This is a genomic window from Rhodococcus sp. HNM0563 (assembly GCF_012726195.1).
Taxonomy (GTDB): domain Bacteria; phylum Actinomycetota; class Actinomycetes; order Mycobacteriales; family Mycobacteriaceae; genus Rhodococcus.
On sequence record NZ_JAASAF010000002.1, the window covers coordinates 398,151 to 420,745 of the forward strand.

23 protein-coding genes and 1 pseudogene are annotated in these 22,595 nt (G+C 63.8%); 9 read left to right on the top strand and 15 right to left on the bottom strand.

Annotated elements, in window-relative coordinates:
• Positions 1-60: 60 nt before the first annotated feature.
• Complete coding sequence (locus HCA61_RS05540) at positions 61-417, bottom strand: DUF2510 domain-containing protein (protein ID WP_169687165.1); 357 nt, start codon at positions 415-417, stop codon at positions 61-63.
• Between the two features lie 832 nt (positions 418-1,249).
• On the opposite strand from HCA61_RS05540, the gene HCA61_RS26745 reads away from it, so the two are divergent.
• Positions 1,250-3,640, top strand: coding sequence for a helix-turn-helix transcriptional regulator (locus HCA61_RS26745; RefSeq protein ID WP_169687166.1), 2,391 nt, complete (start codon positions 1,250-1,252; stop codon positions 3,638-3,640).
• Between the two features lie 867 nt (positions 3,641-4,507).
• Positions 4,508-4,831 (top strand): amphi-Trp domain-containing protein, encoded by a 324-nt coding sequence (locus HCA61_RS26170; protein ID WP_169687167.1) that lies wholly within the window; start codon positions 4,508-4,510, stop codon positions 4,829-4,831.
• 102 nt (positions 4,832-4,933) lie between these two features.
• On the opposite strand, the gene HCA61_RS05555 is transcribed toward HCA61_RS26170, so the two are convergent.
• The gene (locus HCA61_RS05555) at positions 4,934-5,650 is read right to left on the bottom strand and encodes an SOS response-associated peptidase (RefSeq protein WP_169687168.1); all 717 of its coding nucleotides are present in this window, start codon (positions 5,648-5,650) and stop codon (positions 4,934-4,936) included.
• 161 nt (positions 5,651-5,811) lie between these two features.
• On the bottom strand, positions 5,812-6,300 hold the full coding sequence (locus HCA61_RS05560) for a hypothetical protein (RefSeq protein ID WP_169687169.1): 489 nt from the start codon (positions 6,298-6,300) through the stop codon (positions 5,812-5,814).
• A 99-nt stretch (positions 6,301-6,399) separates the two neighbouring features.
• Here HCA61_RS05560 and HCA61_RS05565 point away from each other — a divergent pair, with 99 nt between their 5' ends.
• Positions 6,400-6,951, top strand: a complete 552-nt coding sequence (locus HCA61_RS05565; RefSeq protein ID WP_169687170.1) for a dihydrofolate reductase family protein — start codon at positions 6,400-6,402, stop codon at positions 6,949-6,951.
• Positions 6,952-7,054: 103 nt separating this feature from the next.
• On the opposite strand, the gene HCA61_RS05570 is transcribed toward HCA61_RS05565, so the two are convergent.
• The gene (locus tag HCA61_RS05570) at positions 7,055-7,864 is read right to left on the bottom strand and encodes an MHYT domain-containing protein (protein WP_169687171.1); all 810 of its coding nucleotides are present in this window, start codon (positions 7,862-7,864) and stop codon (positions 7,055-7,057) included.
• 341 nt (positions 7,865-8,205) lie between these two features.
• On the opposite strand from HCA61_RS05570, the gene HCA61_RS26560 reads away from it, so the two are divergent.
• Both HCA61_RS26560 and HCA61_RS05575 read left to right on the top strand, forming a co-directional pair.
• On the top strand, positions 8,206-8,328 hold the full coding sequence (locus HCA61_RS26560) for a hypothetical protein (RefSeq protein ID WP_277351981.1): 123 nt from the start codon (positions 8,206-8,208) through the stop codon (positions 8,326-8,328).
• 171 nt (positions 8,329-8,499) lie between these two features.
• Complete coding sequence (locus tag HCA61_RS05575; RefSeq protein WP_169687172.1) at positions 8,500-9,936, top strand: Hsp70 family protein; 1,437 nt, start codon at positions 8,500-8,502, stop codon at positions 9,934-9,936.
• A 688-nt stretch (positions 9,937-10,624) separates the two neighbouring features.
• Here the strand turns inward: HCA61_RS05575 and HCA61_RS05580 are convergent.
• The gene (locus HCA61_RS05580) at positions 10,625-11,479 is read right to left on the bottom strand and encodes an NAD-dependent epimerase/dehydratase family protein (RefSeq protein ID WP_247273440.1); all 855 of its coding nucleotides are present in this window, start codon (positions 11,477-11,479) and stop codon (positions 10,625-10,627) included.
• A gap of 146 nt (positions 11,480-11,625) precedes the next feature.
• Between HCA61_RS05580 and HCA61_RS05585 the strand changes: the two genes are divergently transcribed.
• On the top strand, positions 11,626-12,282 hold the full coding sequence (locus tag HCA61_RS05585) for a ScbR family autoregulator-binding transcription factor (protein ID WP_247273278.1): 657 nt from the start codon (positions 11,626-11,628) through the stop codon (positions 12,280-12,282).
• 7 nt (positions 12,283-12,289) lie between these two features.
• Here HCA61_RS05585 and HCA61_RS05590 read toward each other — a convergent pair whose 3' ends face one another.
• The 4 genes from HCA61_RS05590 to HCA61_RS05605 form a co-directional block, all read right to left on the bottom strand.
• A complete protein-coding gene (locus tag HCA61_RS05590; protein ID WP_169687174.1) occupies positions 12,290-13,246 on the bottom strand; it encodes a ScbA/BarX family gamma-butyrolactone biosynthesis protein in 957 nt (318 codons plus the stop codon).
• A 152-nt stretch (positions 13,247-13,398) separates the two neighbouring features.
• A complete protein-coding gene (locus HCA61_RS05595) occupies positions 13,399-14,457 on the bottom strand; it encodes a Gfo/Idh/MocA family oxidoreductase (RefSeq protein ID WP_169687175.1) in 1,059 nt (352 codons plus the stop codon).
• Positions 14,458-14,503: 46 nt separating this feature from the next.
• Positions 14,504-14,905: a TIGR03668 family PPOX class F420-dependent oxidoreductase gene (locus HCA61_RS05600; protein WP_169687176.1), complete on the bottom strand. Its 402-nt coding sequence runs from the start codon at positions 14,903-14,905 to the stop codon at positions 14,504-14,506.
• An 11-nt stretch (positions 14,906-14,916) separates the two neighbouring features.
• On the bottom strand, positions 14,917-15,717 hold the full coding sequence (locus HCA61_RS05605) for a DUF2470 domain-containing protein (protein WP_169687177.1): 801 nt from the start codon (positions 15,715-15,717) through the stop codon (positions 14,917-14,919).
• 177 nt (positions 15,718-15,894) lie between these two features.
• On the opposite strand from HCA61_RS05605, the gene HCA61_RS05610 reads away from it, so the two are divergent.
• Complete coding sequence (locus tag HCA61_RS05610; protein ID WP_169687178.1) at positions 15,895-16,281, top strand: hypothetical protein; 387 nt, start codon at positions 15,895-15,897, stop codon at positions 16,279-16,281.
• 86 nt (positions 16,282-16,367) lie between these two features.
• On the opposite strand, the gene HCA61_RS05615 is transcribed toward HCA61_RS05610, so the two are convergent.
• The 6 genes and pseudogenes from HCA61_RS05615 to HCA61_RS05640 form a co-directional block, all read right to left on the bottom strand.
• A complete protein-coding gene (locus tag HCA61_RS05615) occupies positions 16,368-17,975 on the bottom strand; it encodes an AMP-binding protein (protein WP_169687179.1) in 1,608 nt (535 codons plus the stop codon).
• Between the two features lie 296 nt (positions 17,976-18,271).
• Positions 18,272-18,478 carry a hypothetical protein gene (locus HCA61_RS05620; RefSeq protein WP_206039677.1) on the bottom strand — a complete coding sequence of 69 codons (207 nt, stop codon included), beginning with the start codon at positions 18,476-18,478 and terminating at the stop codon, positions 18,272-18,274.
• A 37-nt stretch (positions 18,479-18,515) separates the two neighbouring features.
• Positions 18,516-18,677 (bottom strand): annotated as a pseudogene (locus HCA61_RS26750) (SAM-dependent methyltransferase); the annotation flags it as partial.
• A complete protein-coding gene (locus HCA61_RS05630; RefSeq protein WP_169687180.1) occupies positions 18,667-19,041 on the bottom strand; it encodes a VOC family protein in 375 nt (124 codons plus the stop codon). The pseudogene HCA61_RS26750 and the gene HCA61_RS05630, both read right to left, overlap by 11 nt.
• Before the next feature lie 30 nt (positions 19,042-19,071).
• On the bottom strand, positions 19,072-19,212 hold the full coding sequence (locus HCA61_RS05635; RefSeq protein ID WP_169687181.1) for a CopG family transcriptional regulator: 141 nt from the start codon (positions 19,210-19,212) through the stop codon (positions 19,072-19,074).
• 174 nt (positions 19,213-19,386) lie between these two features.
• The gene (locus HCA61_RS05640) at positions 19,387-20,865 is read right to left on the bottom strand and encodes an ATP-binding protein (protein ID WP_206039678.1); all 1,479 of its coding nucleotides are present in this window, start codon (positions 20,863-20,865) and stop codon (positions 19,387-19,389) included.
• A 161-nt stretch (positions 20,866-21,026) separates the two neighbouring features.
• On the opposite strand from HCA61_RS05640, the gene HCA61_RS05645 reads away from it, so the two are divergent.
• Positions 21,027-22,199 carry an acyl-CoA dehydrogenase family protein gene (locus HCA61_RS05645; protein WP_169687182.1) on the top strand — a complete coding sequence of 391 codons (1,173 nt, stop codon included), beginning with the start codon at positions 21,027-21,029 and terminating at the stop codon, positions 22,197-22,199.
• Positions 22,200-22,232: 33 nt separating this feature from the next.
• Positions 22,233-22,592, top strand: coding sequence for a hypothetical protein (locus HCA61_RS05650; RefSeq protein WP_169687183.1), 360 nt, complete (start codon positions 22,233-22,235; stop codon positions 22,590-22,592).
• Positions 22,593-22,595: the final 3 nt, after the last annotated feature.

Sequence of the window (22,595 nt, forward strand, 5' to 3'; positions counted from 1 at the left end):
CGCTTTCGTCCTCGTCGGCGATGGTGGCGTCGACAACCGACGGAATGAACGGCCGAGTTCCTAGCGAGCTGCGCCGGACCCCGAAATCGACGATTGCGGCACAGTGGGCGCGGCTTCTGCTGTCGCGACACCCCACGCCGCGAACGATAGGGCTGCGACCGCGGTGATGACGAGTGCACGCTTGGCGTCGGCGGAAAGCGACCGACGTGCGTCGGCCGAAGCGCCGTCGGCGTCGGACTGCAAATCCGAGCGACGGAGCCGTTCGGCCCGGGTCCAGTCGTGGCCGTTCCACCATCGTTCGATCCGGTTGTAGGACGGGTCGGGATACCACCCCGGGATCCGGGGTCCGGATGCGGCACGATTGCCGCTCGACGGACCTGCTACCGCAGAGTGCCGATCACCATATCGGACAGTCACGACGCTGTCCTCCTTCATTTCGTGCGGGCGTCAGCACGGATGCCGTCGCCTGAGTACCTTGCCGCGGCACAGCGGTGCGCCCGCCCCGGATCGGACGGGGCGCACCATCGGCCTGCGATCAGAGCAGGATGCCGAGACCCGCGAGCAGAGCGAAAAGGGTAGCGCCGAGCGATCCGAGAATCATGGAGAACTCCTTTTGGTGTGTGGCCCTGCCCGGGCGGGCAGGGGGTCGAGGCACATGGCAAAGGCATGCACCGCAACCGTCCAAGACATCGGTCCAGGTCTTTCGTTTGTTACACGTGGGAATTAAGCCCCTTGTGATCATGTGACACTCTATGATCCATCTGCGTTCCCACGCCCCACCGAGGGGACGGCGGCGCACGTGCGACCCTGCCTCGGCATGGGCCGCATTCGCTGTACGAGGTGGAGCTCTTTCTACACAGCGTCACGACGACGCCGCGTCACCTCGAGGGTGAAACCAAGGGTGAATGACGAATCGCCGGGGTGGGGTGGTGTGCAATGACAGTTGTCCCGGTTTTTCTCGGTGCTCGCTGACAACTGCACCGCGGCAACCGGACAAAAGCGCAACGGGAGGGCGCACTGAATGGACAGTACGAATCGAAGTCGGTCGACGGTGCCTACGTTGGTTCGCCCTCGACTCTTCGAAATATTGTCCCGCCCTTCGGCGCTGACTATGGTGTGCGCGCCCGCCGGCTTCGGTGTACGCACGTTGCTTACGACATGGTTGCAACACAACCACAGTGGAACGCCACCGACCACCTGGGTACCGCCTCCGTCGACACCCTATGATCACGATCGATACTGGAGTGCGGTGCTCGACGCGGTTCATACCGCCGGAATTGCACCGCGCTCCTTTCCTCGCCACCCCGGCCCCCGAAGCTCGGATGCGGCAGACACCTTCGTCGAACTGTTCGGCGCCCTCCGCGAGGAGTGCGTGCTCGTGCTGGAACGCCCCGACACGTTTTCAGGTCCGGTATCGGAAGTCGCCGAATGCCTCTCCCGCTTGGCTCGGGTCTCGCCGCGTCCGACCATCCTGGTGACGGTGGCGCCCGCCTCCCCGTGGTCCGAAGTCCTCGGCGGGATCGTCGACACCCAGGTGTCTGCAGAGGACTTGCTGTTCACCGAGGCCGAGGTGGTGGATCTGTGCCGGTCGGCCGGTCTGGCACAACCGAAGATCATGGGACGAAGGATCCATGCAGTATGCGACGGCATTCCCCGATGGGTGAGCAAGACCGTCGACATGGCGGGCCGTTACTCCGGACCTGTGGTCGACGCGCACGGACGTCCCGCTGCCGAACTGATCGGCATGGTCGCGGCAGACCTCGACAGCATGCTGGGGACCCTCGGCGCCGACCTCGAGCGTGAACTTGCCCGGACGCTGGCGCCGGCGCGCACCTTGAGTGAGCCTCTCGCCCAGGAGTTGCTTCCCACTGCGCAGTCGGTGAGCGAGATCCTCACCGACACCTACCGTGCGGGACTGCTGGTTCCGGCAGAATCATCCGACCAGCACCGATACTGGCGCTTTCCGGTGTTGGTGCGTCAGGCCCTGCTCGACCTGGCGCGAAAGGCCGATCCGGAACATCTCGAATCTGTGTTGACGCTTCTGGCCCGGCGCGCGCTGAGCAACAACGATCCGGCATCTGCGGCCCGTTACGCCGCCGATGCCGGCGATTGGCCGTTGGCATTGGACATCTGCGAACAGCACTGGGTGACGATGGTCATCGGAAATATCGACCAGCTGCGGGAGATCCTCGACAGCGTGCCCGAGCAGTACCTGCAGGATCGACCGAGTGTGAAAGCCGGCAAGTCGGTTTTCGTGGGACTACTGGCGCAAGCCCCGATACTCGGACCGTCGCTCCCTGCCAGCGATACCGAATTGCTCGACCTCGCCGACTCGCCGACAGTGACCTCGAGCATTCATGTCGCCACGGTGCAGTCCATCGGGCTGCGTGTCGCAGGACGCTACCGCGACGCAGTGAATCTGACGCGGCGGATCGTCACGCTGGCCACTGCCGCACTCGACCAGCAACCAGAGCTCGTCCATGCACAACTTCCCGTTCTGCGCCTGCAGTGGGCTCTCACCTTCCAACTGGCGGGCGCCGACTTCGACGCCATTTCCGAGTTCATGTCGGCCTACCGCGGTGCCGTGGCCGAGGGCATCGACTTCGCTGCTCGTAATTCCGCAGGCAACCTGGCGTTGCTATGGGCGATGACCGGGCACGCTCCCCGCGCCCACGCATGGCTCGCCCGTGAAGTCGACTTCGGCGACGGTGGGGAAGCGCTGGCTCCGATGGTGCGGATGGGCGGTTCGCTCGCCACCGCATTGACCTCGTTGGATCGGCTCGACTTGGCCACAGCCACCACGGCGCTCGACACGCTCGGTGAACCGAGCCACCGCGAGGAACTCTGGGCATACATCGCTTACGTGCAGGCCCAGTGCGCGTTGTTGCACGACGGCGCGTATGCCGGACTGATGCAGCTGCAACGCCTCGCCGCTGAGCGACGCGTCCAGTGTTCACCGAGTTCGTTCGCTACTGTGCTGATCACTGCGGCGCGGGTCGATCTGCACTTGGCACTCGGACAGGGCAACCTCGCTGCCACCACCGTCGCCGATGCGGTCCTGAATCACCCACTTCTGGTACTTGCTTCCGCTCGCGTGGCGCTCTACACCGGCTGCCCCGACGAGACACTCGAGATCGTCACGCGGTCGCTGTCGTCGGAAGCTGGCTCACCGCGTGAACACATCGAGGGTCTTCTCATCCGAGCAGCCGCCCATCACAAACTGGGAGACGTGGAGGTCGCGGCGGACTGCTGGCGCACCGCGTGTGCGCTCGCGGAACAGTCGGACTGCTATCGCCCGTTCACCACCGTCTCGCTGCGCTTGCGGCGTGCGCTGGCCGACGCCACCGGCATCGCGCCCACCCTCGATATCGACAGGTCGGTGTTCCCCGAGACGGTTCACCACGTCCAATTGACTGCCCGCGAGCACTCGGTGCTGTCCTGTATGGCGCGCGGCTTGTCGCAGCAGCAGATCGCCGACGAACAGTTCGTGTCGGCCAATACTGTCAAATCACAGATGCGCAGCCTCTACCGGAAACTCGGCGCGCATTCGAAGGCAGAAGCATTGGCTACCGCACGCAAGCTACGACTACTCGAGACCGACACGAGCACACCGCAGCCCGAGTCCGACCATTCCCCGTGATCATGAATGTGTGCAGTGACACGCCTGATCCAATCTGTGTCGTATAGTGAGTCCATCGTCACAGCAGGGGATCCGATTTCACCCGTTCCTTCACCCCGAATCGGCCGACCCCGCAGCCGGGACAGCGATAGCCTTCAACAGCGACCCGATTCCCCCCCGACATCGGGTCGCTCGTGCGGCCCGAATCCTCCCCGACAGCGGGCCGCAGCGCGGCCCGGATCCCCCGACTTCGGGCCGCCCGACGAACGCCCCCACTGTCGCACCAGCACGAGGGTGGGGGCGTTTTTCTCGGCACGCCGTGAAGCCCGGAGACTGCAGCGGCTTGCACACACATGCCCCTCGCATATGTGCACAGGTGATCGCGCCATCTCCAGGCTTCACGGTCGCTCTTACCACGATTCCTGTGGTTCGGAATCGCCAACAGGTACATCCCATCGAAAGCCAAGATCGTTACCAATGGAAGGTAAATCTCTTCCAAAGCTCGCTCAGTCGGGCAGCCAGGCCGACGTCGTCGCGGTGCCACGTACGCCCGACTTCGTCGAAAAGGGTCGCGGACATGCACGATTCGGACAAACGTCCAACTTCATAGGCAGGCGGTGCCGCACCTCGGATCACACGCACGCGACGTCCGCTATCACCCTCGCTCGCCCCGGCGACCCACTGAGGAGCCCACCGCCAGTACGAGACGGAATACATTGGAACAGAACAACTTCAGTGCGTCCGACCCACAATCAACGAGCGCTTCACGTGCATGAGCGCCGGAGCTGGAGAACCGGAAGGTCGTCGCTGCCCATATTTCGGTTCGGCCCGGAAAGCCGCACTTCGAGGGCTACGGTTGATACCACTGCGCCGAGGTCAGGAGTCGTCGTGCCGAAACTGGAATTCAAGAGGAAATCCGACCTCTCGCGAGAGGAAGTGTCGGAAAAGCTCATAGCACTCGGACACGCGCTCGCGCGCGGTCGCGAGGTCGCACTCGAGGCGGGGGACGACTCGATCGAGATCGTCGTCTCCGACCGGGTGCGGTGGGAACTCGAAATCGAGGTCGACGGCAACGAAACAGAGATTGAGATCGAGATCAGCTGGCGCGACGACCCCTCCGAAGAATCCGAAACCGAGGCGGAAGCCGAACCCACGACTCCCCCGGCCAAACCGGCGCGTCGCGGACGTCCCCGCAAGAACACCGTCGGCTGATCAGCTCACGCGGTCGGTCTATCGCGGCGACCGGATATTTTCGTCACCGACCCTTACGGCGTGAATCTCGCATAGCGCCTCATCATCGGGGGCAAGCATCGCTCAACGGTGCACGGGATGCAGCAACTCGGGTGTGTTGTTGCGAGGAGAGTTGACGGCGGAGCTCACCTCGTACAGATCGAGATGTGGTTCGGGAATCGAGTTCAGTAACGCGTCGACGTCGTCGCGATCGGTGAGTGCCGGATCGAGCCACGGACCGACGAATGTGTCCGGCAGGAGCACCGGCGAGCGGTCGTGGATCTGGCCTGCCGCATCGGTGGCCGGCCTGGTCAGCACCGCGCACGTCCACAACCAGCGCTCCGGATCGTCTTCGGGTAGATCAGGGTTCGGCCACAGCTCGTAGAGGCCGGCCATCGAAATCGGTCCGTCGGCGTGCAGGAAGAACGGGGTCTTCTTTCCGTTCTCGTCCTTCATCCACTCGAAGTAACCGTCGGCAGGCAACACGCAGCGACGTCGGGCCGCGGCCGCCTTGAAGGCGGGCTTGCTCGTGATCGTCTCCGAACGCGCATTGATCATCCGTGATCCGATCTTCGGGTCTTTTGCCCACGAGGGGACCAAACCCCATTTGACCTCCGACGAGACTATTCTCTTCGGTTCAGCATCCGGCTTGCCGCGCGGCGCGCGTTCGAACACGACGTTCACATGCTGCGTCGGGGCGATATTGTAGGACGGCGGTAATTCTTCCCCGACCGCCTCGACCACGTCGTAGACCGAGACCAGATCATCGCGGGTGCTGGTGCTTGCATACCGTCCACACACGCTCGAATTCCCCTCGTCGCAGTTCTACCGGGACGATAGCGTCACCCACCGACACGCGAGCGGAAGACGTTCGGGAGGGATTTGCCGGATGCCCGTTCAGTGGGTTCCGCAGCCGCGCGCATTTCACTCGGCCCTGGAGTCTTTCAGCAAGGCCGCAGAACCTATTCGGTGAGTGCGTCCGGTTCGTCGCGCGCAGGCAGATCAAGGAGATAGTCGAGCAAGTCCACCGCCTCGGTCAGCGCGTGAATTCGTTTCTCCGGATCGGACACATATACAACGGGCCGAAGTCGCCTGTGTCCGCGCAAGGCGTCTCCGCCGAGGTAGTCGGCGATCGCTCCCCATACATGACATGCAGGGGATGGGAGCTCCTCGATCGTCAAGTGCTCTCCCTCAGGGGTCCGCAGCATCAACACCTTGTCGGCAACTGTCCCTGAGGCGATCGGGCCCATTTTGTCGGCGATCACGCCGGCTATGGCTGTGACCGTCCATTCGAGGACTGCGCCGTAACTGTCTCGTTCGCTGAGACTGTCTCCGTGGACCAACGAGGACACCGTGTCGGAGAGAGCGGCGCGGTCACGGTCGCCGGCCAATGCAAGCAGATGGCCGCCCAGTCTCGACGCGGGGTCGGCATCTCGTCGATTCGATTTCATGAAGGAGGTATTCCCCTTCATTTCGGTGTTACACCTGGCATGTTCGAGTGGCAGACCAGGCACCGATGAATTTCGAACACATGGGAGGTCTATCCCGCCATGAGGAAACTGATCTACGACTTCGGCGTCTCCCTGGACGGCTACATCAACGACCGCGACGGCAACATCGACTGGACCGAACCCGACGAGGAGCTGCACCAGTTCCACAACGACAGGTTTCGCAGCCTGGAGATTTCGTTGCACGGCCGTCGGATGTACGAGCTGATGGCGGAGTACTGGCCATACGTCCCCGACGACGCATCGCCCATCGAGCGGGAGTTCGGCGAACTCTGGACCCGGACACCCAAGGTGGTCTTCTCGCGGACACTCACCGAGGTCCACTGGAACAGCACCCTGGTCAGTGAGAACGCGGTCGAAGAGGTCCGCAGGCTCAAGTCCGAAGGCGACGGCGTCATGGAAGTCGGCGGCGCGAACCTCGCAGCCTCATTGATTCCGCACGGACTGATCGACGAGTATCAGCTGTTCGTTTCACCCATGGTTCTCGGTGGCGGCACACCGATGTTTCCCGCGCTGGACAAGCGCCTCCCGCTCCGACTGGCCGAGACGAGACATTTCGAAACCGTGGTGATGCTGCGTTATCTCGCGGAGTGACGACTATCGGCGGCGCATTTCTGTTGCACGACGGACGGCCGATGGTGCGGACGGGGCACGCCGCTCGGTCGTTGCAGTGCCCCATCCGTCACTCGCTCGAAGGTCAGCGTCCCACTGCGTCGGCCGGACTATTCCAATGCGCGATTGCGTCCTCACGCGCACGCTCCTCGCGGCTGGACGTCACCAGCAGCAGCGTGATCGGCAGAGCCAGCGCGATCATGCCGAGCACGAAGCCGGGGAACAGCAGCGACAACACGCTCAGGCCCTCAGGTTTCGCAGCCGACGGATCGACGGTGGCATGTACCCCAGCCATGCCTGTGTAGTGCAACGCCACCACCGCGCAGGCCATGATCAGCGCTGCCGCTATACGTACGACTATCCGTTCGGCGTGTGCCGAGAGCCACAGCGCTGCGACGGACGCGACGATTCCGATGATCACGGATGCAACGACGAAGCCCGAATTGTGTCCGAGTACGCCTTGGATCCGGATAGCAGCCATCCCGCTGTAGTGCATTGCGCTCACTGCCAGACCCATGACCAGTCCACCGACCGCCAGCGGTGCGATATGCAGCATCCGCCACTTCGAAGTGAACGGCCGATACATGAGCCAGAGACCGAAGAACGTCGCCCCGACGGCGAGTACGACCGAGAACACCGTCAGACCCAGGTCGTAGCGGATGACCGAACCGGGTACCGCAAAACCCATCATGCCGATGAAGTGCGTCAGCCAGACTCCGATCCCGCCGATGGCCAATGCTCCCATCGCCAGCCATCGCAACTTGCCCGAACGGGTGGGGTCCTTCGCTGCCTGCCGAACACAGGTCAACCCGACATAAGAACCCACAACAGAGGTGGCATAGACCTGGAAGAACACCCAGATCCCCATGCTGAAGTGGTGTAACTCGTGCGACATTCGAATCCTCGCGTACAGCGCGCCCCGACTTATCGCATCCGGACAGCAGCGCGCCACACCAGCACCGAAGCGAGCTGCAACCCCGGCCCCCAAGCAGCATAACGGACCTTATCGTATCCCGAATCACATCACCAACACGAACGGATCGGCAGGCGCACTGTCAGATCCTGACCACAAGAGAATCCCTGCTTCTCATGAAATGGTCTTGACATCAGTCGCTTTCAGGTTTTCTCGTAGCTGCCGAAGGGGCGGTTGTGTGCGATGTCGCCGAGCAATTCGCACATAACCGCCCCCTCACCGAGAATCGGGGAGCAAGTTGCCGCTACGCTCTCACTGAAGCGATGAACAGCGCCGTGCTGGCGGGTCGAATTCTGTTCAAGGACAAGCTCAGCCCCATCGTGGGTGCCGGAATCGGTCTGATCATCACCGGCGTGCCACTCGTCGAGTTGGGTGCGGCGCACTGAGCCACTGCGCCTCACTTCAACATCCACATAGGGCATATAGTCCGTAATGACCTTTTTGCCCGTGTTTGATGCTGGCACACCGACATTCCCGGATCGCCGTCGCCAGGGAGTCCCGGCCGACCCGCCCCGCTTCGTGCGCGCTCCCGTGATCAGACCGTTATAGTCGGCTTCATGACTTCAGTTCTCGGTGTCTCGATGGGGGCCAGCGCTGTGCGCTTCGCAAGCCGTGATGCCGAGACGCCCGAGGGTTCGATCTTCCGATCACGCCCCATCACTGCAACTTTAGAACGCCCCGGGGAACCGGCCGGCGATTCCATCGAGTGGATGCTTGCCGAAACCAGGGAGATCGAGCAGGTAGAGGCCATCGGAGTCGCGTACCAGAACGACGCGCAGGCCGGTGCCGTCCACGCCGCGATGACCCGGCTCGAGATCGGCCACTTCCAGTTGGTCCCCGAGGTGACGGCCGCGCTCCAGATGCTGGAGATGTCCGGACAGCTCGGTGAGAACGAGACGCTGGTGTTCTACGATCTCGGCAGCTCCGGCCTCACCGTCACCGTCGTCGACCGAAGCACCGGAAAGGTACTGAGCACCACGCGTTCGGATCAGATCAGCGGTAACCTCGTCGACCGGCTCGTCCTCGACGACCAGCTCCACCAGCAACGCTTCGAGCGGCCTGCCGATCTGGCAGCCCAGCTCGCCCTCACCGCAAGGTGTCGTGACGCGAAGGAGCAACTGTCCACCAAGGGTGCAGTGTGCATAGCGGGCGAGGGCGGCCTGTTACTGCTCTCTCAGGACAGCTTCGATTCGCTCATAGACGGTGCTGTGAAGACGTCTGCCCGCCTCACCCGCGAGGTCATCCAACGCTCGGGACGCACCCCCGATGCTGCAGTGCTGATCGGCGGTGGTGCGAACATCCCGCTGATCGCCTCGGTGATGGAGTCGTGGCTGGACCTGCCGGTGATCGTGCCCGAACAACCCGAGTTGGTAGCGGCAGAGGGCGCGGCGCTGCTGGCTCATCCCGCAGCGGTCGAGTTCGCCGACCACACACTGTCGCACACCGAGGTGCTGCCGACCGCGCTGCCCGCACCGAGCAACGAACCCGGCAACGTCGCCGCTGTGGTCACCCATGAGACGCCACCGCCACCGCCTGCGCCGAAACGTCGCACCTTCGCGCTTGCCGGCGGTGTCGTCGCTCTCGCAGCTGCGATCGGGCTCGGCACCGTCGTGCTGCAAGACTCGGAGGGCGACGTACAACCCGCAGTCACTCAGCAGGACACGCAGCCACCGGCCGCGCGGCAAGTAGCACCGCCACAACCCGCGCCGACCTCGGAGATGATCCCGACCCCTGAAACCGCCCCGGCGGCGAGCGTCGTACCGCCTGTGGTTCCGGCACAGGCCCAGGAGCCCATCACCTACCAGCCGCAGACCCAGGTCCCGGCTCAGGCGCCCACCGCCGAGACGGAGAGTGAGAGTGCTGCGCCGCCCGCCACACCGGACGCGCCCGAACCCTCGCCGCTCATTCCCGGCCTGCCCGAGATCCAGCTTCCGACGCTCCCTCCACCGCCGACGCTTCCCTTGCCGGAACTGCCCTCGATTCCCGGATTCTGAGTCTCGGACACTTGCCTGTCACTCACCCCTGCACCCGAACTCCGCTCGTCGGCATCGGCCGCTGCGGCCAGCGGGACAACTGCCATGGTGACCAGAGTGTCGCGGATTATCGATCGCATGAAAGTTCCTGATGGTCAAGGGATGTGAGCCCTCATGATCTTGCAGGAGACCCGGCGCAACGTAGGACCATCGGCAACGATCCGGACACTCGAAATCCCACTCCGAAGCACGAGTGCCATCGCGGATTCTCGCCAAGATGACGCGTCGGGGTAAGCCCGGCAATGCACGCAACCGCAAACTCACATAGTCTGTTCTGTGCCCCCGCCCCTCCCCGAACGGGGGCACAGTTCGCGCACACTCCCCCCGAGTGCGCGGACGACCAGGGTTCCGTCGGCGCCATACGCCGACGGAACCCCTCGGGTCAGAACGATGAGGACCCCCCGGTGCAGACCTCACCGTCTTCGTCCCGTCACAGCCGTCGATCTATCACCCGCCGATACGTCGAAATGCTTTCGCAATCACTTGTATCGATGCCCTCCCCGGCAAACAATACCAATCGACCGGTATTGCTCGGTGGGTGCAGTCTACCGCATTTCCGGCGACACCTGCATCCCGTCGGACGAAAGTACCCGGACACGGTCACTGCCAGTGGAAACACTGGTGAACAGCACCCGGCATGATCCATCGATCAGGGATCGGTTGCCAGCTCGGTATCTGCCCAGATTCGAGTGCTGGCGTAGTGGTGATCGTGTCCGATCAGGTCGATGTGACGCGCTGACAATCCGCGCTCCAGCCCCACGTGCAGCGCCTGTTCGTAGCTCACGGACTCAGTCGGTGGAGTGAGCAGCCCTTGGGCGGCAGCGACGTGGACGAGATCATGGACGCTCGCGGGAATCCGATCGGCGACGTGGAGCATGCCCCCGCGCATCGCGTCGGGAAGCGGACGAACCGCAAGAGCGGTGGTGAGCCGGCCCACGTCGTGGCGCGAGATCACCGACTGCCTGGCGACACCGTTGTCGATCCAGACTCCGAGCGTCGACACGATATGAGCAAGCCCGGGCAGGAACCACCGGTCCCCCGGTCCGTGAACGAACCCGGGACGCAACACGAGCCCGCCGTGGTCGCGCACAAGATTCTCGGCGGCAAGACGGCTGGCACTCAGCGCCGTGACCGGGTTGGGTTCCAATTCCCCCTCACCGACGTTCCGATGCGGCCCCGGACCGTAGACGCCGATCGTGCTGAGATAGAAGATTCGATCGATGCCCTGCGCCGCAGCGGCAGCCACCAGGTTCCGGGTGCCAAGAACGTTGATCTGCTCGTACTGGGCCTCGTCGGAGCCGGTGTAGGACGCGGCGTGCACGATCACGTCGACTCCGGCAAGCGCAGCGGTGAGCGATGCCGGATCATCCAGATCGGCGGCCACCCCCGTCATTGATGGTCCTACGGGCGCCGGTGGACGGCGCGCAATCGCAGTGCACCTGACACCCCGGGTCAGCAGCACGTCGAGCACTGCCCCACCGAGGAAACCGCTGGCACCCACCACCGCGACATGCAGTGCCGGTTCCTGGGTCGATGCACGGTCTGCGGTTTCCTCAGGGTCGGCTGGTACCGTGCGTTTCGGGGGAGGCCGATTGTCGGAGTTCGTCACGACTCGCCTTTCGGGATGTTTTCGAGAGAAGGACACGGGGTGTGGTCAGACAAGCCCGCGCGGTAGCTACGCGGCAGCAGATCGTCGTCGCAGCCGCGGCGACATTCGATCGACTGGGGTTCGAGGGTGCCAGCCTCGGGGAGATCGTGGAAGCGAGCAGTGGGCTCACCAAAGGCGCCCTGTACTTCCACTTCAAGTCGAAGGACGACCTGGCGCAGGCGGTCATGGATCGGCAACACACCATCTCCATCGCCTCGGTGGAAGCCATCTCCGCCACCAACGCCTCGGCCCTCGAACAGATCGTCATGCTTTGCCACGAAATGGGCCGACAGATCGTCGAGGATCCGATCGTGCGGGCGGGAATCCGGCTGACCCTCGAATTCAGTGCGAGCGCCGCACCCGGCGAGCCCGGGCCGTACCAGGACTGGATCGAAGCCTGCCGAGTTCTCGTCGAGGAAGCGATCGCCCAGGAAGATATCCTTCCCACGATCGAGCCACCGGTGCTGGCTCGCTTTGTGATCTCCGCATTCACCGGCGTCCAGATGGTCTCGAACGTGCTCGATCGGCGCACCGATCTCGAACAGCGCATCGACCAGATGTGGCAATTTCTGCTGCCGGGCATCGTGGTACCCGAGCGCCGACTCGACAGCGAGAAGATTCGAGGCGCTCGTTGGGTCCACGACCCAGCGATGGCCTGACCCGCGTCTATACACCGGACCGGGTTCCGCGCCCCGAACGTACATCGGCTGCAGAAGCCAACGTCAGCGTCGCCGAGGCCATCGACGTTCCATGCTGTTCGAATACGACATGCGCGCGCCCAGGCTCATCGTCGACGCACGAGACGACCACCTCGGCTCGACGGTCGAGTTCCACGAACCGCTGGAACTGCACGCTCATCGACACCAGATCCGCATCCGGAAGCCCGAGCTCCGCTCGCGACGCCTGACGCGCAGCTTCGAACATGAGCATGCCGGGGAGATGATCGGACGGATGGTCGAACAGCACCGGGTGGGACAGGTCGGGCAGCACCTGCCATCGCCCGCGTCGTGCCGTTGCCCCGATGACGACATCCCCGTCGACCATCATGCCCACCGCGGCCGCGTCGAGGGGCACGCCGTCGGGCACGGATCCGATCGCCCGCGGCCCGCTCTCACCCCATCGAGCGTTGTCGTACTCGACCGGGGTGAGCACCGAAGCACGGCCGTGGCCCGATCCGACTCGGCGGCCCGCGACCTCGAACGTCAGGGCAGCGCTGAGACCGGTGACGTGCGAGCCTCGTCGCCGGACATTCGACACCACAACAGTGACCGCGACCTCGGCTGCCCCCGCACCGATCTCGAGCCGATCGGGTTCAGCGGTGATCTCGATCGTCTGCATCACGAATCGCTGACCGAGCGAGACGCGATAGCGAGTGTGTGCCAGGTAGATCACGCTTTGCCGCAGGGTCTCCGCGAGGAGCATCGGGTCGTACCGGCCGGCCCGGCCGCGGTAGAAGCCATGCACCCGCGGCCACTGCGCGCCCAGAACGAACCGGTCGGGTTCCGGGCCGGTGACGCAATCAGTGAGGAAAACCTCCGATACGGACTGACGATGCACATACCGTCGTGGCACCGTCGACTCGAACGACAACACCGAAAGATCAGCCTCCACGCTGGTAGCCATACCGGACGAACTGTTTGTTACTCCGATACCGTACTTATCGCACTCACAGTACGGCTCGACGTCCTCCCGGCCGTGGATGACCGGGCTTGTGTCGAAGGCAATCCCCTCCCTCGCCCGAGAACGAGCCCCTCGTCACGTGCTCGCTGCCTCGGCTACTCCGGGCGGACATCCGGAACCGGCGCCGGCCGCGAACCCATGACGAGTGATTCCGCACCTGCCACACCGACCAATGATGCCGCGACGGCGCGACGCACCGGAATGAGCGGTGCAGTGCCGTGTTCCACTGTCGCACGGAATCCTTCGAGCACCACGACGGTGCCTTCTGCCATGCGATCGAAGGATTCGTCGTCCGCAACGTAGGGGCCGGGTACGCGGATCTGCTCACGCGCCAGCCCATCCGGCTGCGCCCAGCCCTCCAGACGTACTCGCACGGACCAGGCGTCTTCTCCTGTGACACGCTCCGACTCCGCCATGCCATGGGAACCGCGCACCGATACCCAACTCCAGTGGCTTCCGGTTTCGCCGGCGAGGAAACCGTGGCGGGCCACGGCCAGGGTGCCGTCGGAGAGCCTTATGGCGAGAACAACGGCGGCGGGGCGAGCGTCATCCGGTCCGATGGAAAAGGCGCTGACTTCCACCGGCCACGCTCCGGTGAGGTCGAGTAGCGGTGAGACGGTGTGCGTGCAGTACGCGGTCGGCGGTATACGGCCACGCCAATGTGTCGGGTCGCCGATCAGAGCGGCTGTGTCCTGGGGCGACAGGCTGTGCAGATAGTCGGCTTCCACCAACGTGAGTGCGCCCAGCTCACCGGAATCCACCGACTCCCGAAGCAGCCGAGTATGCGGATGGAAGACATAGTTCTCCGCGAACGAATAGGTCGCCCTGGACCGCTCCGCTGCAGCGATGAGCCGGCGCCCCTCGTCTTCGGACGCGCAGGCCGCGGTTTCCGACAACACATGGATCCCGTGATCCAGGAACGCGATGGCCAATTCCGCGTGCGCGTCGAAGTCGTTGGCCAGCACCACGCCGTCGAGACCGGCACCGAGCAATTCGGTCCAATCCCCGGTCGCCCGCGCCTCCGGAAACTCTGCGCGTGCGTCGGACACACGTCCGGAGTCGGCATCGCAGACCGCGATCACCTCGATGCCGATCCGGCGTGCTAATCCGGCCATGTGCAGGCCCCGCGACAGGCCTAGGATTCCGATTCGCATGTGACAGGTATACCCACCGCACTCGATCGGGACCCGTCGTCGCGGCTCACGACGACCACGACCGCCAGCTCAGCCGGTCGATGGTGATCACCGGCCCCGACGGCCGCTGCACCCGATACTGCGTGTACTTGCGGACCAGCGCGTCGAGTCCGGCCGCCCCGGAGTCCGTATCGGCATCGTGCACAGTGGCGATGCCGTCGACGCGAACCCACCACAGCTGGGACCAGTCATCGTCGTAGTGGTCTACGAGCACGCTCACCCGAGGATTCTCTGCAATGTCGGCCAAGCGTCGCAGTTGCCGCGTCGTCTTCGGCTTGTCGTCGACACAGGTGTGGATCGTGTCGCCGTCGAGAGCGAATACGATCGGCATCACGTGCGGCACGCCCGACCCGTCCGCTGTGGCGAGTCGGGCCACGCGGGCGTCGGCGAAGCGTCGGCGGACATCCATGATCGCACCCCCTACGAGGACTGCGCCGCACGTGTCAAAGCTACTGTGGCCGAACGCAACTCATCAGCAGAATCGAGCGGTGACATATACCCGGCGCGGGTCGGTGCCCGACCGCGCGGCGTGGTGACAATCAGATCCAGACCGTAGCGGTCGGCTCCGACGCACGTGGCCTCGGTGGCATCCGGGAATCCGCCGAGCTTTCGGGCCATCGCCAGCAGCGCATCAGCATGGTCGTCGTTGAGATGCGCGATCGCGCGACCGGCCGCCGGGGTCACAGGATCGGGTAACGCCTCGGCATAGGACTCGGCGGTGGCCGAATCCATCCGTCCGTACCCGCCCACCCAGCGCACGCGCTGAACCCGAAGAACCCAGAGCGAGAAGTCGCTGAAATCGATGTAGACGCGCGCCGCAGGCACAGCAGCCAGATGCGCCTCGCGCGCGGCGGTCAGCTCCTCACCCTCCGGACGTTCGACATACCCGGCGAGGGTGATTCGAGTGCTGGCCAATGGGTCGGACTGCGGGTCCGGTGCCACGATCGCGATGCTCGCGCGTGGATCGCGCGCCAGATTGCGTCCGTGCTCGGCCATGTGCGACACGCACAACACCGGTGAGCCTCCGACGAGCCCGTACGTCACGAACGACGCCCAGGGGTCGCCCTCCTTGGTGAGGGTTGCGAGAGTACCCGTGTTCGTCGACGCGGCGACCGTCCGCGCTTCCTCGGCGGCAGAGGGCCGGGTCGCGTTCACGACCTCCGTCAACGGCGGCGGCACAGTGGGGGCGTCGCCAGGGTCTCCGTGATCCAAGTTCGTCATGAAACGAGACGGTACCGAATGACAACACCCCGTTCGACGAGGTCGCCGTGTACGCCTGGTCTCGTCGTCGCCCTCGGCCGAACCTGTAACGCGAAGGCGGTCGGGTACCTCTCCAAATCGGCTACAAGATCACGATATTGCGACTACACTCACGTCGATAAAAGGGGGAAATCGCGAATGAAGCTGTCATTGTTCGGATCAGGCAAGCGGCGTAGCGAGCGATCAAAGCTCGACGCGATGCAGAGGTGGATCGAGGTCACCGACCGCTCCGTCGAGGTGAACGAGGCTCTTCGAATCTCCCTTGCATCCCGCGGAGTTCGACTGAGGGAGCGCGGCGACTACCGGATCATCGATGCGAGTTGGCCTGTAGCAGAATTGAAGTCGCTCAACGATCAGTGCGCCCTCGCTACCGAACTATGCAGTGAGAGCGAAGCCATCGCAGCCGAACTGGACGACGTCAAGCCTTCTGGGTCCAGCCAGCTGGAATCGTTCGTCGCACTGTCGGCCGTTGTCCGACGCGCACTCGCAGAGGCGGAGCGTCGCACCCGGAACCCTCGGCCCTGAGCACGTCCGCGACGATCGAGCACCACCTACGCAGATGCACCCCTCCTCCCGAAGAGGTGCATCTGTCGTAAGGCTGTGTTCGTCGCCTACTGCGCAGCCCGAGCTGTGGCCCACCGGTAGTCGGCCTTGCCGGCGGGGGTGCGCTTCACCTCGTCGACCACGACGATCGAGCGAGGAATTTTGTATCCCGCCAACGATTTACGGCAATGTTCCTGCACCTCTTCGAGGGTCAGTTCCCCAGCTTCCGGGTAGGTGGCGATGACTGCCGCGACTGCCTGCCCCATGCGTTCGTGCGGCACGGGCACGACAAGAGCGTCGGAGACCGACGGATGTGAGTGGAGTGCCGACTCGACCTCTTCGGCGAAGACCTTCTCGCCTCCGGTGTTGATGCACTGCGAGCCGCGACCGAGGAAGACGATGGTGCCGTCGGCCTCCACACGACCCATATCTCCGAGGATCGACAAGCGCGTACCGTCGGCACGTGTCGGGAATGTCCGGGCCGTCTTTTCTTCGTCCTTGTAGTAACCCAGCGGCACGTTGCCGATACGGGCGATGTAGCCGACGTCGTCGGAACCCGGGGCAATCGGCTCGAGCCTTTCGTCGACGAGGACCATGTTGGGGCTCGGGGGCATTCGCAAGTTTCCGTCTTCGTCGACGTCGAATGCGCCGTCGTTGCCGGTTTCCGAAGCGCCGAAGTTGTCGCGCAGCAACAGGTCCGGTTTCACAGCAAGCATGCGGTCGCGCACGCTCGTCGACCAGATGGCACCGCCGGAGGTGATGGAGAACAGCGAACTGAGGTCGGCGTCGTCCTTCCGCCGTTCCATCTCGTCGACGAGGGGCAACCCCATGCCGTCGCCGACGATGAGAATCACCTGCACCTTGTCCTTCTCGACAGCCTCGACCACCGTCTTCGGATCGAAATCGCGCCTCAGGACCACCCGGGCGCCGAGCGTGAAGAACGTGAACAGCGAATAGAGAGCCGCACCGTGCATCAAGGGCGCCGCGATGAGGAACGCAAGACCCGGGAACTCCTTCGCTCCCGCTGCGACCTCGGCGAGATCCTTCCGTGGCTCATCACCATAGGGATTGCCGCCGGAGAGCGGCTTGCGGAAGAAATCGTTGTGCCGCCACATGACACCCTTCGGGTATCCGGTGGTTCCGCCCGTGTACAGCAGATACAGGTCGTCGCCCGAACGCGCGGGGAACTCCGCTGTCGCGGGCAGAGCATGAGCATCAGCGAAGGAAACCACGGCAACCGAGCGCTGCTCGGCGGCCTGCTTCAACTCCTCCGCTACCTCGCCGACGACGAACACCGTGCGGATCAGCGGACAAGCATCGAGCAATGACGCAAGGACCTGCTGATGCTCGGGAAGTTCGACGACGACCGCCACCGAATCCGAGTTGGTGAAGATGTACTCGAGTTCGCTGGGTGTGTAGCGGTAGTTGACGTTGATCGGTACGGCGCGGATCTTGATGAGACCGAGGATGCTGGTGACATGCTCGACGCAGTTCTTGAGGAATATCGCGACGTGATCGTCCTTGGAAATGCCTGCCTGGGAGAAGAGCTGTCCGGCACGGTTGGCTTCCGCGTCCAGCTCCGCATACGTGAGATTCAGATCTTCGTACGTGAGTGCGATGCGATCCGGTACCGCAGACGCGGTTGTCTCGAAAACATCCGCAAGGTTGAACTCCACTGTGCATACCTCCACTCCGACGAACCCCTTCCCCAGAATCTAGAACACGTTCCAGCTTAGGGGAAGGGTTCGCGCAGAATCGGGCAAACCTTCCCCAGGCTCTCCGGGTTTCCGCGGGTCATGAGGTAGTGGCAAGCCGAGGAGGCGGAGGAAAGATTCCGCTCTGGATGAGCGTGTCCCCCACTGTGACACCGGTTTGAAACCGCGTCACGCGGATCACTGAGCCGGGACCGCTGGCCAATCGGCGACGGGCAGACCTGCACTGTTGTAGGACACTCCTACCACCTCGGCCGGGGTCAGGCGGCGAGGGCGATCAGCGCGACCGCTGGCAGGACGGACGACGCAACGGTCCCCCTGACGCTCCCTCCGCGCGGCAGCCAGTACCCGAGCAGATCAGCGACGCCCATGAACAACGACGTGAGCAGCATGTAGATGGCGCTGACGACCACAACGGTGGTCCCGGTCGACTCGTCGCCGAAGTTCGATGAATCGAGCGCGAGCAACGATGGCCGCCCGGAAGCCGGCGGTCGTCTGCGGGTCCATGTCCGGGCGCCTCGACCAGTCGTTGTCAGGCGCAAGAAGCTGCAGGCCGACCTCATCTTCGAGTACGTGCGGCGGTGAATCCACCCGGACGTGCATCGCACGCCACAGTGCGACACGTTCGGCCGTGTTCTCCGGCGCCTCGATCTGCTCATCGGCCATGATGGTCCGCCTCACCGTGTCGCCCAGCGCCGGGAGCTTGGATGCTCCAGATACGTCCGTCGGGATCACGAACCGTCATCTCACGAGTTCCGAAGTGGGTGTCCTCGAACGGGGTGACCACCTCGACGACGGGATCCGGACGAAATGCATGAGCATCAGGCACTCCCAGAACGAGCCGAGTCTGTGGCTGCTCGGTCTCGGGAACCTCGGCGATGAACATGTAAGGACCGTCGCCCGCGCGGAGCTGCCCGGACGCATGATCGGTCTCGAACTCCAGGGTGAAACCCAACTCCTGGAAGAACTTCGCCGACTTGCCCCAGTTGTGGGTCGTCAGAAACACGGCCTCGATGCCGTCGGTTGCCATTTCTCTCTCCCTTCCGGAGGAACACGAGAACTACTCGTGGGTGTCGAGGTAGGCACGCAGGGCCTCGGTGACCAACGCGGACAAGGACATTTCATCCTCGATGGCGCGATGCTTGACCTGCTTGATCAGATCGACCGGCAAGTACACGTTGAACTGCTTGACGTCACCCACAAGAAAGCATGCCAGCAATCTAGCTACCGGGTCGTAAAGCGGTTCCTCGCGCCGCAACGTCCACTCGGCAGGCAGGTGCCGAGTACAACACCATCCGGTCAGGTCAGCACAGACTCAGGGAAGGACATCGCAGGACGGGCGAGGCCGGCCGTGCGGGCCGCAGCCGAACATGAGTCACCGACTCGTTCTCGTGATCGGCAGACGCAACCGCACCTCGGTGCCGCGCGGTTCGTTCGCGAGGAACCGGATGTCGCCGCCATGCCGTTCGACAATGTGTTCCGACAGGATCAACCCGAGCCCCGACCCATCCTGTTTCGCCGAGAACACTCCTGACGCCAGGCGGTTCTCGGGTGCGGTCTCCATCCCCCGACCTCGGTCCGCGACCGAGACACAGGCCCACTCCCCGTCGTGCGAAGTGCTCACCGTCAGTACTTTGACCTCAGTGCTCGGCAGCACGATCTCGTCGATCGCGTTGAAGCACAGGTTGATGATCACCTGTCCGATCAGCACACTCTCGCCCTGGACCGGCAGGGATTCCGGCGCGGAATGCACATCGACGCGGATACCGCGCTCGGCCGCACGCAGCCGCACGAAATACAGGCTCTCGTCGACCACCTCGTTGAGATCCAGTGCAGACATTGTCGATTCGATACGTCGCACATACCGTTTGACGGACGCCACGATCTCCGCGGCGCGGCTCAATTGTCTCTCCGCCATATCCAATCCGTACGAGAGCTGCTCGCGGTCGAGGGTTCCTCCCGCGACACGCGCCTTCAGTCCGCTCAAGTAGTTCGACGACGCCGCGAGGGGCTGCCCGAGCTCGTGGGCCAGAATCATCGCCATGTCGCCCATCGCGTTGTAGCGGCTCAAATACTGGAGATTGGCCACCTGGTACTCGTGCCGCAGTTCCAGTTCGACGCGTTCGGTGACGTCCCGGAAGGCCAGCACTCGCGAGACGATGCCGTCGTGCACGACGTCCTCCAGCTCACCGGCCAGCCACGTGATACTCCCGTCCGCCTTCGTGATCTTCTGCGTGATCTTGACGGATCCGTGTCCGAACGCGAGTTTGGCCACCACCTGTTCGGAGTCCAGCGCTGGGTCGCACCGGCCCAGGTCTTCGAGATGAACCCCCGTCAACCGATCCGGTGTGGAATCGAACAGTCGCGCGGCGAGCGGAGAGATGTCCTCTATGCAATTGTCGTCGTCGAGCACCAGAATTCCGGCCGACGTGTGTGTCATGATCCGCTGCAAGGACTGCGACACCCAGCTGAGTTCCTGCTGGATCTCGACCTCCTCGGAGATGTTGCGGAACTCGACCAACACCACCGGACCATCTTGGAACTGCATGTGCGACGCGGTGGCATCGGTGAGGAAATCGACGCCGGCCTTGGTCCGATACTTCCACTGCCGACGGCTCGATCCGTGAACAACGGCGGACTGCAACCACGCAACACCGAGCGCTCGACGGTACTGCCGTTCCTGGCTGCTCATGTGGTGCGCCTTGAGCGGACGCAGCTCTTCGAGCGTGAATCCGAACATCCGGCACGCTGCAGGATTCGCCCACAGAATGTTCTTCGACGCGGCCTCATGAATCAGAATGCCCGTCCGAGTGTGTTCCGCCATCGCCTGGAAGTCGCGTCGGGTCGGGAACATCGATCAGCACCTCCGAGAACAGGACGGTCCATCATGGAACGCAGTCCGTCACCACCGCCATCGGTAATTACTTTATGACCTCGGGAGAAAACCCCGATACCGCCGTAGCCGCCTCGTCCATAGCGTGTTCATCAGCGCGAACACGAGCGAACGGAGACGACATGACGATCCCCAGCACCACCGAACGGATCGCGGCCGAGCCTGTGGGCGCGGCACGGGACCGTGCATTCGACGATGCGCTCGAAGTCCTGCGCGACCGACGCGACGAGTTCAACAAGCAACACTTCGTCCCGCCCGATTACATTGCCCTGCTCAAGCGTGCCGGGATGTATCGGGCGTCGACACCGGCGCAGTTCGGTGGTGAGCCGATGAATCCGTCGTCGTTCATGAAGCTCGTCGAGCGGATTTCCGCGGTGGACCCTGCCACGGGCTGGGTCGCCAGCTTCGGGTCGTCTCTGGTCTATTTCTCTGCTCTGCCGGTCGCGACGCAGGCGAAGATCTACGCCGATGGGCCGGATCTCGCCTACGCCGGTGGCCTTTTCCCGATGCAGGAAGCCGAGAAGGTGGAGGGCGGTTACCTGTGCAGTGGGCTATGGCAGTTCGCCAGCGGATGCCGCGGTGCTGACATTCTCGGTATCGGCCTCGCCGGCGGGCCGGATTCCAACGGGATGCCTCTCACCGCACTCGTGGATCCGGCCGACGTGGAGATCGTGGAGAACTGGGATGTTGCCGGAATGAAGGCCACCGGCTCCCACGCCGTCCGCGCAGACAGGCTCTTCGTGCCCGAAGAGATGACCTTCGTGCGTGGCGGAGTCCCGCAGGTAGACGAGCCGATCACCCGCTACCCGATGCTCCCGTACGCGGCACAGGTCCTTGCGGTGGTGACACTCGGGGCGGCGCGCGGTGCCCTCGACTACGTGCGTGAGGTGGGTTCGGCCCGTTCCAGCATCACCGGCGGCACAGCCAAGGGGAACCGGCCCGCATACAAGACGGGCCTCGCGCAGGCCGAGGCCGATCTACGCTCGGCGCGGGCGTTCTTCTACGAGGTCACCGACGAGGTCTGGGAGCTCGCCGTATCGGGCGCCGCCATCACCGACGAACACAAGGCATTGCTCCGATTGGGTGCAACCCAGGCTGCGCATGTAGGCCGCAATGTGGTGCTCACCGCATTCGATCTCGCGGGCACCGGGGCGATCTACGAGAGCCATCCGCTCCAGCGATACCTGCAGGACGCACTCGTTCCTGCCCAGCACGCGATGCTCCAGACCAACACCTTCGAGGCCGCCGGTTCGATTCTGCTCGGGCTCGACGCCGGTATCCCCAGTTTCCCCTGACCGGGCTCGCACCCCAACCGAAAGGACGCCGTCATGGCCGAACCGTTGCGCACACTGTTCTGCATCGGCAACAACCAGAATTTCTTCGATCTGCCCAAGGCCGAGATCGGCCCGGTCTGGGTCGGAATTTCCACCATGCTCTCGAACCTGAAGAACATGGACGGCATCGACATCATCGGCACGTTCGATGACGATGCCCACATGGTCGGGCCGTCCGATGGGTGGCCGTGGACCTGCTACGTCCTCGCCGATGCTCGTGATCAGGAGACTGTGAAGAACGCCTGCAACCTGCTGCGCACCACCATGATCGGCGAATACGCACTGTGGAAGTACTTCAAGATCGAAGCGCGGATGGGTCGTGAGCTGACCATTCGGGACGACGTGGGGTTGTGATCC

Bases quoted from the DNA above. Each gene is read 5' to 3' on its own strand.
- HCA61_RS05630 (WP_169687180.1), bottom strand. From the start codon at position 19,041: ATGGCAACCGACGGCATCGAGGCCGTGTTTCTGACGACCCACAACTGG.
- HCA61_RS05595 (WP_169687175.1), bottom strand. From the start codon at position 14,457: ATGCGAATCGGAATCCTAGGCCTGTCGCGGGGCCTGCACATGGCCGGA.
- HCA61_RS05605 (WP_169687177.1), bottom strand. From the start codon at position 15,717: ATGACGAACTTGGATCACGGAGACCCTGGCGACGCCCCCACTGTGCCG.
- HCA61_RS05575 (WP_169687172.1), top strand. From the start codon at position 8,500: ATGACTTCAGTTCTCGGTGTCTCGATGGGGGCCAGCGCTGTGCGCTTC.
- HCA61_RS05645 (WP_169687182.1), top strand. From the start codon at position 21,027: ATGACGATCCCCAGCACCACCGAACGGATCGCGGCCGAGCCTGTGGGC.
- HCA61_RS05560 (WP_169687169.1), bottom strand. From the start codon at position 6,300: ATGAAATCGAATCGACGAGATGCCGACCCCGCGTCGAGACTGGGCGGC.
- HCA61_RS05570 (WP_169687171.1), bottom strand. From the start codon at position 7,864: ATGTCGCACGAGTTACACCACTTCAGCATGGGGATCTGGGTGTTCTTC.
- HCA61_RS05640 (WP_206039678.1), bottom strand. From the start codon at position 20,865: ATGTTCCCGACCCGACGCGACTTCCAGGCGATGGCGGAACACACTCGG.
- HCA61_RS05650 (WP_169687183.1), top strand. From the start codon at position 22,233: ATGGCCGAACCGTTGCGCACACTGTTCTGCATCGGCAACAACCAGAAT.
- HCA61_RS05600 (WP_169687176.1), bottom strand. From the start codon at position 14,905: ATGGATGTCCGCCGACGCTTCGCCGACGCCCGCGTGGCCCGACTCGCC.
- HCA61_RS05590 (WP_169687174.1), bottom strand. From the start codon at position 13,246: ATGGCTACCAGCGTGGAGGCTGATCTTTCGGTGTTGTCGTTCGAGTCG.
- HCA61_RS05565 (WP_169687170.1), top strand. From the start codon at position 6,400: ATGAGGAAACTGATCTACGACTTCGGCGTCTCCCTGGACGGCTACATC.
- HCA61_RS05610 (WP_169687178.1), top strand. From the start codon at position 15,895: ATGAAGCTGTCATTGTTCGGATCAGGCAAGCGGCGTAGCGAGCGATCA.
- HCA61_RS26560 (WP_277351981.1), top strand. From the start codon at position 8,206: ATGAACAGCGCCGTGCTGGCGGGTCGAATTCTGTTCAAGGACAAGCTC.